Annotated in this window: 12 protein-coding genes; 5 read left to right on the top strand and 7 right to left on the bottom strand. The window is 72.5% G+C overall.

Translation table 11 applies throughout. The features are described from left to right. Positions 1 to 2 precede the first annotated feature (2 nt). Entirely contained in the window at positions 3 to 359 is a 357-nt protein-coding gene (locus tag OG746_RS16905; protein ID WP_266715441.1) for a phage holin family protein, read from the bottom strand. Between the two features lie 102 nt (positions 360 to 461). On the opposite strand from OG746_RS16905, the gene OG746_RS16900 reads away from it, so the two are divergent. The 4 genes from OG746_RS16900 (at position 462) to OG746_RS16885 (ending at position 4451) form a co-directional block, all read left to right on the top strand. Beyond that, the gene (locus tag OG746_RS16900; protein WP_266715440.1) at positions 462 to 836 is read left to right on the top strand and encodes a VOC family protein; all 375 of its coding nucleotides are present in this window, start codon (positions 462 to 464) and stop codon (positions 834 to 836) included. Between the two features lie 55 nt (positions 837 to 891). Further along, entirely contained in the window at positions 892 to 1584 is a 693-nt protein-coding gene (locus tag OG746_RS16895) for a GntR family transcriptional regulator (RefSeq protein WP_266715439.1), read from the top strand. Positions 1585 to 1723: 139 nt separating this feature from the next. Continuing rightward, complete coding sequence (locus OG746_RS16890; RefSeq protein WP_266715438.1) at positions 1724 to 3004, top strand: amidohydrolase family protein; 1281 nt, start codon at positions 1724 to 1726, stop codon at positions 3002 to 3004. Between the two features lie 121 nt (positions 3005 to 3125). After that, positions 3126 to 4451: an amidohydrolase gene (locus OG746_RS16885; RefSeq protein ID WP_266715437.1), complete on the top strand. Its 1326-nt coding sequence runs from the start codon at positions 3126 to 3128 to the stop codon at positions 4449 to 4451. Between the two features lie 73 nt (positions 4452 to 4524). Here the strand turns inward: OG746_RS16885 and OG746_RS16880 are convergent, their stop codons facing one another. Next, positions 4525 to 6504, bottom strand: coding sequence for a DUF5107 domain-containing protein (locus OG746_RS16880; protein WP_266715436.1), 1980 nt, complete (start codon positions 6502 to 6504; stop codon positions 4525 to 4527). Positions 6505 to 6754: 250 nt separating this feature from the next. On the opposite strand from OG746_RS16880, the gene OG746_RS16875 reads away from it, so the two are divergent. Then, positions 6755 to 7096 (top strand): DUF6204 family protein, encoded by a 342-nt coding sequence (locus tag OG746_RS16875; protein ID WP_266715435.1) that lies wholly within the window; start codon positions 6755 to 6757, stop codon positions 7094 to 7096. A gap of 9 nt (positions 7097 to 7105) precedes the next feature. Here OG746_RS16875 and OG746_RS16870 read toward each other — a convergent pair whose 3' ends face one another. The 5 genes from OG746_RS16870 to OG746_RS16850 all read right to left on the bottom strand — a co-directional run bounded on the left by OG746_RS16870 (position 7106) and on the right by OG746_RS16850 (position 13248). Next, positions 7106 to 7690 (bottom strand): GNAT family N-acetyltransferase, encoded by a 585-nt coding sequence (locus OG746_RS16870; protein ID WP_266715434.1) that lies wholly within the window; start codon positions 7688 to 7690, stop codon positions 7106 to 7108. A gap of 108 nt (positions 7691 to 7798) precedes the next feature. Continuing rightward, on the bottom strand, positions 7799 to 8041 hold the full coding sequence (locus tag OG746_RS16865) for a lipopolysaccharide assembly protein LapA domain-containing protein (protein WP_266715433.1): 243 nt from the start codon (positions 8039 to 8041) through the stop codon (positions 7799 to 7801). Between the two features lie 117 nt (positions 8042 to 8158). Then, entirely contained in the window at positions 8159 to 9928 is a 1770-nt protein-coding gene (locus tag OG746_RS16860; protein ID WP_524540469.1) for a CocE/NonD family hydrolase, read from the bottom strand. Between the two features lie 360 nt (positions 9929 to 10288). Continuing rightward, positions 10289 to 11209: a S66 peptidase family protein gene (locus OG746_RS16855; protein WP_266715431.1), complete on the bottom strand. Its 921-nt coding sequence runs from the start codon at positions 11207 to 11209 to the stop codon at positions 10289 to 10291. Next, a complete protein-coding gene (locus tag OG746_RS16850; protein WP_266715430.1) occupies positions 11206 to 13248 on the bottom strand; it encodes a prolyl oligopeptidase family serine peptidase in 2043 nt (680 codons plus the stop codon). The genes OG746_RS16855 and OG746_RS16850 overlap by 4 nt, the downstream gene beginning before the upstream one ends. Positions 13249 to 13301 lie beyond the last annotated feature (53 nt).

Raw genomic sequence — 13301 nt, 5'->3', positions numbered from 1 at the left:
ATTCATGCTCCCGGCGTCGGCGGTGTGGTCGGCATCGGCGGCGCGTCGGGCGCCGGGGGCCGTCCGGGCCGCGCCGCACCCCGCAGCACGTACGCCGCGACGCCAAGCACCACGGCGACCACCAGGGCCGCACCCCAGTCCGGCATGCCGAGGGCAAGGACGAGCCCGATCGCGAGCGCCACGGCCGCCCCCGTGTACAGCGCGGCGGCGCCGGCTCCCGCGTACAGGATGGCCCTGCGGCGCTGCGCCCGCATGCTCGCGGTGAACTCCTCGCGCAGCGACTCGCGCACGGCGTGCGTGACCCGTCCGGCCAGCTCGTCGGCCAACTGCTCGTTGATGTGTTCGCCCATGCGTTCCATGCGCGCCGGGTACCCGTGCCCCGCGCCGCGTAACGACGGCCGTCGCGCCCGCTTCCGTGAAACGATCACGCGCCCCCGGCCCGTCCGACTAGGCTCCTCCCCATGGAAATCCTGGGAACCACGCTGCGCATCTGCGTCGAGGACCTGGAGTCCTCGGTCACGTTCTACGAGAACCTCACTGGCAGCGAAGCGCTGCGGTTCGAGCGCGGCGGGGTCTCGGTGGCCGCGGTCGGCTGCTTCCTGCTCATGAGCGGCCCCAAGGCGGAGATCGACGTGCTGCGCAAGGTCGCGGCGACGATCGCGGTCGCCGATGTCGAACAGGCCGGCACGCTGCTCGCCGCCTCCGGCGCCAAGGTCATCGCGGGCCCGGTGCCGAGCCCGGCGGGCCGCAATCTGATCGCGATGCACCCCGACGGCTCGGTCTTCGAGTACGTGGACCGTCAGGTACAGCCCGAAGGATCCGCCGCACAGGCCTGACCGGCGGCGCGGCACGTATCCTCGCCCGGGGCACGACGGGCGAAGGACGGTGCACGTGGCGGGCAGCACGGCGGGGTCGGACGAGGGGCGTACGTCCCTGAGCGCACAGGCGCGGGAGGCGGTGCGGCAGCGCATCGTGGACCGCCGCTACCCGATGGGCGCGCGGCTCGTGGAGCGGGAGGTCGCCGAGGAGCTGCGGATGTCGCGGGTCCCGGTGCGGGAGGCGCTGCGCGCGCTCGTCGCCGAGGGCCTGCTGGAACTGCTGCCGCGCAGTGGCGTGCGGGTGCGCCGCCTGGAGCGGACCGATGTGCGTCATCTGTACGAGGTGTGGGAGCCGCTCGCCGTGCAGGCCTCGCGGCTCGCGGCGCGGGCGCTCACGGCGCAGGACCCGCCTTCCCTGGAGCCGCTGCGCGCCTGCCTCGACCGGGCCGAGCGGGCGGCCGCGGCCGACGAGGGCCCCCGCGAGGTGGCCGCGCACACCGAGTTCCACGAGGAGATCGTGGCGCTCGGCGGAAACCCGCTGCTCGCCCGCACGATGGAGCAGTTGAGCTGGCAGCTGCAGCTGCTGTTCGGGCTGCGCGAGGAACCCGCGCACATGCGGGCGCAGCACGCGGACATCTTCCGGCACATCGCGGCGGGCGACGAGGAGCTGGCGGCGGCGAGCTCGCTGCTGCATGTCAGGGACAGTCGGGCGGTCGCGTTGAGGTCGTTGTTCGGCGACAGCACTTTGTATACCGGGGGCGAGTGAACCCTCGGGCACTTGCGGGGCGCTCGCCGCACAAACAGGACCTTTAGCCGCATAGGCAGGGGCGGCCTTGTCGCGCGCTCGGGCTTGGTATACAAAAAGGCGGGCCAGCTCATCTCGTAGATCCCCGCCAGGAGCCCCCATGTGCGTCGAGCCCGCCGAGCCGCCGTCCAGCCGACTGACCCGCCGCGGCGTCCTCGCCGCGTCCGCCGTGCTCGCGGGCACCGCGACCGCCCTCGGCTCCGGCGCGGCCACGGCATCCGCCGCACCCCGCCGCCCGGCCGCCGCGCCCCGCGCCGGTGACCTGGTCGTCGACGGCGGCACCCTGCTCGACCCGGCCACCGGCGAGGTGACCGAGGACGCGGTCGTCGTGATCCGCGACGGCGTGGTGCGCGCGGCCGGCGCCCGTGGCCGCGTCGACGTGCCCAAGGACGTGCCGCGCCTCGCCGCGCACGGCCGCTGGGTGCTGCCCGGACTCGTCGACGCGCACATCCACCTCAACACCGCGACCGAGGCCCTCGACGCGGTCCGCAAGGGCGCCACCAGCGCGCGCAGCGGCTCCACGAACTTCTACCAGGACATCGCCGTACGGGAGTTGGCCCGCCAGGCCCCCGAACTGGCGCCCCGCCTGAAGGCCGCCGGCATCTTCGTCACGCCCGACCTCGGCGACACGGTCCTCGGCGACCCGGACCTCACCCCGCTGGCCCGCCTCAAGGACGGCGTGCGGTCCGCCGAGGCGCTGCGCCGCGTCGTCGAGGTGAACCTCAAGCGCGGCGCCGACGTCATCAAGACGCGGGTCAACGAGCGTGCGGGCCTTGCCGAGCAGGACCCGCTGGAGCAGGTCTACTCGCGCGAGCAGCTGTCCGAGATCGTCGCGGCCGCCAAGCGCGGCGGCAAGGGCGTGCTCTGCCACAGCTACAGCGAAAAGGGCTGCCACGACGCGGTGGTCGCGGGCATCCACTCCCTGGAGCACGGCGCGTTCGTCAGTGAGCGCACGCTGGCCGAGATGCGCCGCCGTGGCACGTTCTTCACCCCGACGCTCGGCGCCATCGCGGGCATGATCGGCTCCGACGACCCCGTCCTGGACGAGCGCGGCCGCACCTATCTGCCGCTGCTCAAGAAGGCGGCGCTGGCCGCGCACGAGATGGGTGTGCCGCTGGCCGCCGGCACGGACTCCTCCGGCGGCACCGTGGACCCGATCGGCGGCGAGGTCGAGCTGATGCACTCGGCGGGGCTGAGCGCGCTCGACGCGATCCGTACGGCCACCACGGGCGCGGCGAAGCTGCTCGGCCTCGAGGGCACCGTGGGCCGCCTCGCGCGCGGCAGCGCGGGTGACGTGCTGCTGGTCGACGGCGACCCGCTGGCCGATGTGTCGGTGCTCAAGAAGCCGGTGGGCGTGGTGCGTTCGGGCATCGCGGTCTGAGCGGAGGACGCGGCCACCTGCTCGGTCACCTACCTGGCCACCTTCCCCATCACCGATCCAGTCACTTTCACTCGCACAGTCACCTTCCCCTCGCATTCCCCCTCGAACGAAGGAGAACGGCATGACTCCTCCCCTGTCCCGGCGCGGCGTCCTCGCGGGTGCGGCATCGATCGGCGGAGCGGCCCTTGGAGCGACGGCAACACAGGCGCAGGCACAGTCTCAGGAGCAGGAACAGGCGCAGGCGCAGGCCGCGGAGGCCCGTCGTCCCGGCAAGGCCGTGGTCTTCCGTGACGTCCGGCCCTTCGGCGCCCGGGAGTCAGTGGATCTGACCGTGGTAGACGGGAAGTTCACGGACGGACCCGCCCCCGCCCACGCGAAGATCGTCGACGGTGGCGGTCGGATCGCCCTGCCGTCCCTGGTGGACGCGCACATCCACCCCGACAAGACGACCTGGGGCAGCGACTGGATCTCGCGCAAGCCGGCGGACGGCATCGCCGACTACTGCGAGCAGGACGTCGAGGTGTTCCGTACGCAGAAGCGCCCGGTCGGCGAGCGGGCGTACGGCCTGATGGCACACGCGGTGACCCGCGGTACCCGCGCGATGCGGGCGCACGCGGACGTGGCGCCCGCGTACGGCCTTGCCGGGGTCGAGGGCATCGCGCAGGCGCGAGACCGGCTCGCGGACGCGCTCGACGTACAGATCGTGGCGTTCCCGCAGCACGGGGTGGTGCGCACACCGGGCACCGCGGAGTTGTTGCGGACGGCGGCGCGGGACGGGCTCGTCGACATGATCGGCGGCATCGACCCGATCAGCTTCGACAACGCGATGGACGAGCAGCTCGACCTGGTCTTCGACCTCGCGGACCGCTACGGCGTCGGCGTCGACATCCACCTCCACGACCGCGACGAGAAGGGCACGAAGGTGCTGCGCGGCATCATCGAGCGCACGAGGTCGCTGTCGCTGCGGGGCAAGGTGACGGTGAGCCACGTCTTCTGCCTGCCGCTCTTGAAGGATGCCGAACTGGCGGCAATGGCAGAGGACTTGTCGGACCTGGACATCGCCCTGACCACGGTCGCGCCGAGTGCGGAGCTGGTGCTGCCCATCGCCAAGCTGAAGGAGCACGGGGTGCGGGTCGGGCTCGGGTCGGACGGGGTGCGGGACTCCTGGAGCCCGTTCGGCAACGCGGACATGTTGCACCGGGCGCACCTCCTCGGTTGGGTCACCGATGTACGCCTCGACGATGAGCTTGCCGCGTGCTTTACGGCGGGGGCGCATGGCGGTGCGGATGTCATGGGGCTGCCCCGGGTGGAGTTCAAGTCGGGGGACCCGGCGGACTTTGTGCTGTTGCGCGGGGAGTGCGTGCCGCAGGTCGTGGTGGACATGCCGCAGCGGGACGTGGTCGTGCACGGGGGCCACGTGGTGGCACGCAACGGGGAACTGGTCTAGCCACCCCGTGGCGTGGCGGCCCCTCGCCCCCACGCCACGGGTCTCCGCCCCGGCCCCCGGTGCCGCGCGGCGATTACGACGGCGTCGAATCCGGCCGCATGCGGAACTCGTAGCGCCGCGGCAACGGCTCCCCCGCCGGAGCCACCGCCGCCCATACCTCGCCGAGCGTCTCCGCCCCCTCACGGAGGTCCGCCACCTCGAAGCCTTCGTCGAAGATCGCACGGGCCGCGCCCAAGTCGCCCTCCGCACACAGGAGTTGCGCCTCGATCAAGCGGAAGCGCCCCCGCTCCCGCGTAGCCGGATGCAGCCGGTCCCACACACCCCGGGCCACCCTCACCCGCCCCACCGCAAGCAACGCCCCGATTGCCTCCCGCCCGAGGGCCCCGCACGCCGCAAGCCACCGCTCCCCCTCGTCGCGCCGCTCCGCGCACAGGTCGTCGAAGGCCTCGGCGTAGCGGTCCGCAGCGCGCTCCACGTTGCCGTCCGCCGCGTCGGCCACGGCGAGGCAGCGCAGGAACGGCCATTGCGAGGGCGCCAGTTCGAGCCCGCGCTCCCAACTGCGTACGGCCTGCGCCCGATCGCCCGCATGCCACTGCGCGATGCCCAGGTGGTACTCGGACTGCGGCCGGGCCGGCGCCGTCTCCAGCATGTCCCGCCAGGGCGGAGCAACCAGGGTGGGCCCGGGCGGCCCCACCCGGCGCTGCTCCGGCAGGTCACCGGACTCGAGCAGCTCGCGCCACGGCGCCTGCGCCTCACCGAGCGTCGACTCGTCGAACGGCGTCCCCGTCAACTTCAGCCCCGCACGCAGCACTTCGAGCGCACCCCACCCGGAGCCGACGGCGAGCCGCTCCCCCGGCTCCGTGTCCGCGCAGGCCCGCCACGCCTCGTACGCGGCGTCGACGTCGGCACGCGGAAGCGCGTCCTCGAGGCGCCGCTCCACCTCGTCGACCGCACGAGCCCAACTCCCGGTCGAGTGCACGGTTTCGGCGTCCGCCGACAGCGGCCCGTACGCCTCCAGCCAGCTGAACTCCCCGTCCGGTTCCAGGCGTACGTGCTCCAACTGCGTACGCGCGAGACCGGCCTGGATCTCCGAGTAGCCACCCGTGCCGGGCTCGGTCAGCCACTCCTGCCAGCGCCGCCCGCCCGTCCCCGCGCCCCACACGAACAGCTTCCGGCCCCGCAGCAGATCGGTCGACGTCTGCACCAGGCCCCGCCCGGCGTCGTCGAGCGCGGCGATCCAGCGGCGCCGCCCGTCCTCGACCTCGTAGAAGTAGTCGGCGGGGAACTCGCTGTTGAGCGGGTACGTGCGGTCCACTCCCCCGTGCTCCGGCACAGGCACCCGGCTCAGCGTCTGCTCGTACGCGAAGTACCAGGCCTCGTCGGCCGGCGCGAGCACCCGGTGCTCCTCGGGCACCGCGATGTTGGACCACCAGTAGGTGGGCGCGGGCTTCTCGTGCGGATTGCGGACGCGTACCCCTACGTACAGGAAGTCGGAGCCGTCGGGGAGCCACAGGTCGACCTGGAAGGGGAGGTCGCGCAGCCGTTCCCACTCCCACAGGCGCAGCATGTCCCCGCCGTCGGGGGCCGGCACGCGCGCGGCGTGCAGTGGCGCGCAGGACAGGGCGGTGTGGCCGGTCGCGCCGATGTTCCACTCGATGCCGCCGGAGAACCAGGCGCCGTTGAGCGCGAAGTCGGCGGGCTGGAACACCGGGTTGCGGTAGAGGAGTTCGCGTTCGGTCGGCTTGTGGAACAGGGATGCGATGCGACCGCCGAGGCCCGGCAGCACCGTCACCCGCAGCCGGTCGTTCTCGATCACGATGGTGTCCAGGTCGACCGGCTCCCGGTCGCGCCCGTACCCGTCGCGGATCCGCTCGGGCAGCACGCTGCGCAGCGGCCGGTAGCCGACCTGCCGGGCCATGTCGAGCGGCATGTCGTCCTTGGCGCGCTCGTCGACCTCGTGCATCTCGTCGAGTGGCCGCAGCGGCGGCAGCGGATTGTCCGGGCCCAGGGGCACGCCCGGCAGGGTCAGTACCGCACGGCGGATCTCGGTCACGTGTGCCTCCTGTCGCCAGGGGACGCCGCCCGCCCCGATCACCATCGAACAGGGTCCTGCGGGAGCTGACCAGGGTGTCCTCCGGTCAGGATTACGCAAAGCCGGGAAGGCGGCCGCGTCGGGCGCCGCAATATTCCGTGGGCGTCCCGTCCGCATCGACGTACGCTGGCTCTTTCCTGCCTTCGCCGCGACAGACCGGCAGGCCGACAGACCGGCAGGCAGTACGTACGCCCGAGGAGAACGCACCACCATGGCCGAGAGCCACACCTACCGCGTCATCGTCCGCGCCACCTTCGAGGCCCTCACCGACGCGGCGCGGGAGCGACTGCTCTCCGAGGTCGCCGAGCACGAGGGCATCGCCGGCATGAAGTTCGGCCCCGAGGGCTCGCTCGCGTACGACCGCACGCTCAAGCACTTCTCCATGCGCTACGTCGTCGAGTCCGACCCGGACGACGGCGAGGAGATGGCGGCGGCGCTCGCCGAGGAGAAGGCGGAGGCCTACCTGAAGGAGCGCGGATACGGGCACGGGGCGCTGCGCTCGACGGTGACCGACATGGACACCATGAAGGTCAACCGGAAGTCGCGCCGCTGACACCCGTCTCTAGGGCTGTCGCGTCATCTCGGCCGTGAGCGCCCAGCGCTCGTGGTCGCGCCAGGCGCCGTCGATGAAGAGGAAGTCCGGCGAAAGCCCCTCCAGGCGGAAACCGGCCCGGCGGGCCAGCGCGATCGACGCCGTGTTGCCGGGCTGCACATTGATCTCCAGACGGTGCAGCCCGAGCGGGCCGAACGCCTGCCGGACGACGAGGTCGAGGCCCTCGGACATCAGCCCGCGCCCGGCCGCGTGCGCGAAGGCGCCGTAGCCGAGGGCGCCGCAGCGGAAGGCGCCGTGCACCACGTTGTTGATGTTGATGAACCCGGCGAGGGCGCCGTTCTCGTCGCCGTCCCGCTCGTACACCAGGAACCCGTGCCGGGTCGGGTCTTCGATGAGCCGCCCCGCGTACTCCGTGTAGGCCGTGTCTCCGGTCGGCGGGAACAGCCAGGGCCGGTGCAGTTCGACGCTCTCGCGCGCGCGGGACGTGAACTCGGCGACGTCGGCCGCGTCGAGGGAGTAGGGGCGGATACCCACGCGGGCACCCGTGGCGAGAAAGCCCGGAGCGGGGAGGTCGGGAGTGGGAAGGTCGGCCATCGGGCCAGCTTAAGAAGCGGTTGACCGGCCCCGACGCCGGGGTCCGCGATCACACCACCCTGCTCACTTGCGTCTGCCTCACTTCCGTCTGCCTCACTTCCGTCTGCCTCACTTGCGTCTGCGCGACACGAAGTAGCCACCGCAGATCGCACCGATGACCGCCGTGATCAGCAGCGCCAGGTACAGCGGCACGGTGACCTCGGGGATCAGCAGCCGGATCTTCACGTGCCGGGTGTTCTCGAAGATGAAGACCAGGCCGAGCACGGCCAGGACGATCACGCCGATCCTGGCCGGGGTGAACGCGCTGGAGCCGCCGCCACTCGAGGAGTTCGAAGCGCCCTTGGGGCTCATCGGTGGACCCTTCCGTCGTTCCCCCGGAGGCCGGTCGCCGCCTCCCCTGCCAAGGATGTCCGGGGAAGCGGCGCGAACGCACAGGTCAGGGGCCCGTACGGGTGACGGCCCCCGAGGTTACTGGGGCACCACGGGCAGCTGCACCGTCCCCGTGTCGTCCGGAGAGCTGGTGACGGTGACCGGCTTGATCCCCTTGTTGCCGCCGTACGCGTCGTCGCTCGCGGCGATCACGAACCGGATCCGGTGCCCCTTCTCGTAGCGGTGCACGATGCCGGGGAGGGAGACCGTGAAGGGGCGCGTGACGTCGGGCACGCGGACCGGGGCGACGAGCCGGTGCACCAGCGTCTTCGAGCCGTCGGGCGCCACGTCGTACAGCTTCGCGAAGAGCACCAGCTTGTCGGCCGCGTCGCCGGAGTTCTGGGTGCTCTCCGCCTTGGGCGAGATCACCTTGAGCGTCGCCTTCGGGGCGCCGACGACGTCGGTGGCGGCGGTCAGCGGCTCGGTGGTCCAGTCGAGGTGGGTGCCCTTTGTGTCGTACGGGGCGGGGTCGGGCAGACCGATGAGGCCGGCGAGCGAGGATTCGGAGTGGCTGGTCGGGACGAGCCAGTTGCGGTACTCGCGGCTGCCGCGCGCCACCTTCTTCCGGTTGTCGACGAGCTTTCCGTCGCCGGAGAGGTACAGCGTGCGGTTCAGCGCGGGGACGCTCGGCGCGGTCGCGTACGTACCGTTCGGGTCGGTGATCCAGTCGCGGTAGTAGGCGAACGCGGGCCCGGTGTCGGTGCCGTCCTTCTTCTGCAGATACCGGTCGAACCAGGAGAGCACCCGTCGCCCGACGTAGCTGGTCTCCAGGTTCCCCTCGGAGAGGTTGAGTTCACCGGCGGCCGGGTCGGTGAGACCGCCGCTGTGGCCCCAGGACTGCCAGATCATCTTGGCGGGGGTGCCCTGGGCGGCGAGTGTGTCGTACGTCGAGCGGGCCTCGTTCAGGTTGAACAACGAGTCCGCCTGCCCCTGCACGAGCAGTGTCGGCGCCTTCACCTGCTTCAGATACGACACCGGGGACACGCTGCGGGCGTAGGAGAGGAGCCGCTGGGTCTCGGCGGCCGGGTAGCGGCCGGAGTTGAGCGTGCGGATCGTGGCGCAGGCGTCGTCGACGAAGTGCAGACAGCTGAGCTTGTTGATCCGGGAGGGGTCGAGGGACGGGGAGAGCAGCGGCTGGCCCTCGCCGATGAGGTAGAACCCGTTCGTCCACTGCCATTTGAAGGCGCCGGGCACGTCGGCGGCCTCGGGGCCCTGCGCGTTCTGCGGGTCGAGGGAGTACGCGAGGTCGTTCCAGGTGATCAGCGGGACGAGCGCGTCGACGCGGTGGTCGACGGCGGCGGTGGCCATCTGGATGGCGCCGCCGTACGAGCCGCCGATCATGCCGACGCGCGGGTCGCCCTTCTTGTCGGCGGTCACGTAGTCGATCTTCGTGCCGTCGTCGGCGGCGCGGGTCCCGGCGAGGAGGTCGATGAGGGCGGAGGCGGCCTTGCCGTCGATGCGGGGGTCGTCGAGCGAGACCAGGCAGCCGGACTTTCCGAAGCCGAGGCCGGAGTAGGCGAGCGATACGTAGCCGCGCTGGGCGAAGGCCTTGGCGCTCGCGTCGGTGGAGCCGTCCGACTTACTGCCGCCGAAGCCGTTCGTGGTGAGCACGGCGGGGGCGGGGTGCGCGGCGTCGACGCCGGCGGGGCGGTAGAGGTCGGCGTCGACCGTGCAGCTGCGGCCGCCGGCGTCGACGGTGAGCTTCAGGGGTGTGACCGTGACTTCGGGGGCGGGGGCCGCGGGGGCGGCGGTGGCGGGTGTGGCCAGGGTGGCCGCGGCGATGACGGACAGGGCGGCGGCGAGCGTGATGCGGGATCTGAGCACGGCGACCTCCACGGTGCGGGTGCCTTACCGGCGGGTAGCGGTGAGCGCGGGGCCATCGTGTGGCACGTGTCATCAAGGAGCAATGACCGTGCCGGGTGAATCTGCGTGTTTGGGCGGAGATTCCGTGAAGTGGGTGACCGCCGTGGGGTGGAATGGGTTGCACCCCACGGGGCTCCGCCCCGGACCCCGCTGCTCAAACGCCGCAGGGGCTTAATTTTGCCCGCTCGCCACCTGGGGCACATCGGGTGGCCGCCACCGCCTTGGGCAATCTGCCGCCTTGGGCGGCAGGGTGGGCAAGGCGGCGCCCCGGTGCCGCGTAACAGGTCCGGGGGCCCGGGCCACGGGTCAGGTCAGTGCGGGCACGTCCAGCGTCAATGTCCCGGCTTCGGCGTCCAGTTGACCCGCCACACCCAAGGGCAACGTCAACGACCCCTCGCAGTGGCCGAATCCGAAGTCCTCCGCCACCGGCACCCCGAGCCCGCCCAACCGGTCCGCGAACAGCGCACGCAGCGGGTCGCAGTCCGACCAGGAGCCGAGGAGGATCCCGGTCACGCCGTCCAGCAGGCCCCCGCGTAGGAGTTGGGTCAGGTAGCGGTCGATCCGGTACGCCTCCTCGCCCACGTCCTCCAGGCACAGCAGCCCACCCCGCACCGAGGTCCGCGCCCCCGCCGCACCGAGATCCGCCGCGAGCAGCGACAGACAGCCGCCCAGGGTGACACCCCGCGCCGTACCGGGCACAAGGACGCCGCGGCCCTCACCGGCGGAGATCACCCGCACCGTCTCGGGCTCGAAGAGCGTTGCCCGCAGATGTTCCTGGGCCCGCGGGTTCTTGAGGAAGTCGGCCGTGGCGACCATCGGCCCGTGCAACGTGCTCACACCGAGCCGCACCGCGAACGCCTCGTGCAGCGCGGTGATGTCGCTGTAGCCGACGAACACCTTGGGCGGCGCCGCCCGCATCGCGTCCCAGTCGAGGAGGTCGACCATCCGCTGCGCACCGTAGCCGCCACGGGCGCAGAGGACGGCGTCCACGCCCGGGTCGCACCAGGCCCGCTGAAGGTCGGCCGCGCGGTCGGCGTCCGTGCCCGCGAGGTAGTCGAACTCCTCGTGAGCGTCCAGGACATGAGGCGCCACGATCGGCTCCAGGTCCCAGCCGCGCAGGATGTCGAGTCCGGTCTGGAGCGCCTCCTCGGGGACCGGTCCGCTGGGCGCGACGACGGCGACCCGCGCACCCGGAGCCAGCCGCTCCGGGCGGCGCAGTGGCCTCACTTGGTCAGCTCAAGGGTGGGGACGCCGGTCGCGTGGAGCCCGAACGCCTGGGCGTACAGGGAGATTTCCGCCTCCAGTGCGCGGACCATCGTGTCCGCCCGGCGGAACCCGTGCCCCTCGCCCTCGAAGGCGATGTACGCGTGCGGCACCCGCCGCCCCTCGCTCTCCACCCGCTCCAGGAACCGCTCGCACTGGACGGGCGGGCAGATCACGTCGTCGAGGCCCTGGAGGAGCAGGAACGGGGCCGAGAGGCGGTCGGCATGCTCGGCCGGCGAGCGCTCCGCGTAGCGCGCGGGCACCTCGGAGAGCGGGCCGACGAGCGACTCCAGGTACTGGGACTCGAAGTCGTGGGTCTCCCCCTCGGCCCAACCGGTGAGGTCGAGGATGGGGTAGATGATCGTGCCGCAGGCGTAGACGTCCGTGCTGGTCAGGGATGCCGCGCTGGTCCAGCCCCCGGCGCTGCCGCCGCGGATGGCGAGCCGCTCGCGGTCGGCGGTGCCCTCCTCGGCGAGGGCGAGCGCGACGGCCGCGCAGTCCTCGACGTCGACCACGCCCCACTGCTCGCGCAGCCGGTTCCGGTACTCCCGCCCGTAGCCGGTCGAGCCGCCGTAGTTGACCTCCGCGACGCCGATGCCGCGCGAGGTGAAGTAGGCGATCTCCAGGTCGAGTACGAGGGGTGCGTGGCTGGTGGGGCCGCCGTGTGCCCACACGACGTACGGCGGGAGTTCATCGTCGGGGGCCACATGGGTGGGGCTGTGCGGCGGGTAGATGTGGGCGTGGACGTCCCGCCCGTCGGGGCCGCCGAAGGTGCGGATCTGGGGTTCCGGGTAGTACGCGGGGTCGACCGGGTCGTCGTGCGCCGCGCCGATTACGCGCGTGTGCCCGGTGCCGGTGTCGAGCTCGACGACCTCGGGCGCGGTGCGCGGGCTCGCGGCGACGCCGACGACGCGGCTGCCGTGCACCGCGAGCGTGGCCGACCACGCTGTCCAGGGCCCGGCCGTGTCGACGACCTCGCCGGTCTCCGGGTCGAGGATGCCGAGCGCGGTGGCGCCGACGCCGTGCACGACGGCGATGAGCCCGGCCTCAAGCGGCTTGAACCAGCTCAGGCCGAGCTTCCACATCGGCCCGCCGAACTCCTCGTCGCGGGCGCACAAGGGCCGTTCCCTGGTGAGCAGGCCCGGCAGGGCTCCGGGCTCCTGCGGCCCACCCGGCGCGGGCGCCGACTGCACGTCGAGCCGGTACAGGTTCCACCAGCCGCTGCGGTCGCCCGAGTACAGGAGCCCACCGTCGAGCGCCCACTCGACCTGGCAGACGGACTCCTCGACGCCGCCCGCCACGGTCCGCGCCGGGCCGAAGGAGCCGTCCTCGGTGACCTCCGCGAGCAGCAGTTCCGTGCCGTCCCACGGCATTCGCGGGTGGTCCCAGGCGATCCACGCGGCGCGCCGCCCGTCGGGCGAGAGCCGGGCGGTCGTGACGAACCGGTGGGCGTCGCCGGTGAGTTCACGCACGGCGGCCCGGTCCTCGGCCGCCGAACCGTCGAGCGGGACGGCCGCGACCAGGCGTCGCAGGTCGCCGGGGCCCTCACCGGTGAACTCCTCCAGAACGCACCACACTTCGCCGCGCTCGACGTGCAGCTGCGGGTCGACCCAGCGCAGTCCGCCGCCGAGATCCGAGACGGGGGTGAGCGGGCGCGGCTCGGCGCCGGGGGCGTCGGGTTCGTACGCGTACAGGCGCTGGTCGGTGAAGTTCACGAAGACCACGAGGGGGCCGCCCGCGGGGCGCTCGGCCCCGGTCCAGGGGCGGCCGCCGTACTCGATGACGCGGCTGCGCACGTTCCACGGCGCGGGGAGCACCGACCGCTCCGTGCCGTCGGCGAGACGGCGCACCAGGGCGCGGCGGCCGGCCTCGGTGGGCCGGGGTTCGGTCCACCAGGCCTCGGCGCCCACGAAGCCGACGTACTCGGGCTGCCCGTCGTGCGCCGCCGCCAGCGCGGCGTCGATCGGCGACGGCCAGGATCCGTACTCTCGGGTGTGCAGCATGTCGTCCCCGCCCCGCATTTGTCCGGTGGCCCCCATGTTCTTCGCGTCCGCCA

It is taken from the genome of Streptomyces sp. NBC_01016, assembly GCF_026341035.1.
Classification (GTDB): Bacteria; Actinomycetota; Actinomycetes; order Streptomycetales; family Streptomycetaceae; genus Streptomyces.
The sequence above is the reverse complement of the archived record's forward strand: the minus strand, read 5'-3'. Positions and strand labels throughout refer to the sequence as shown.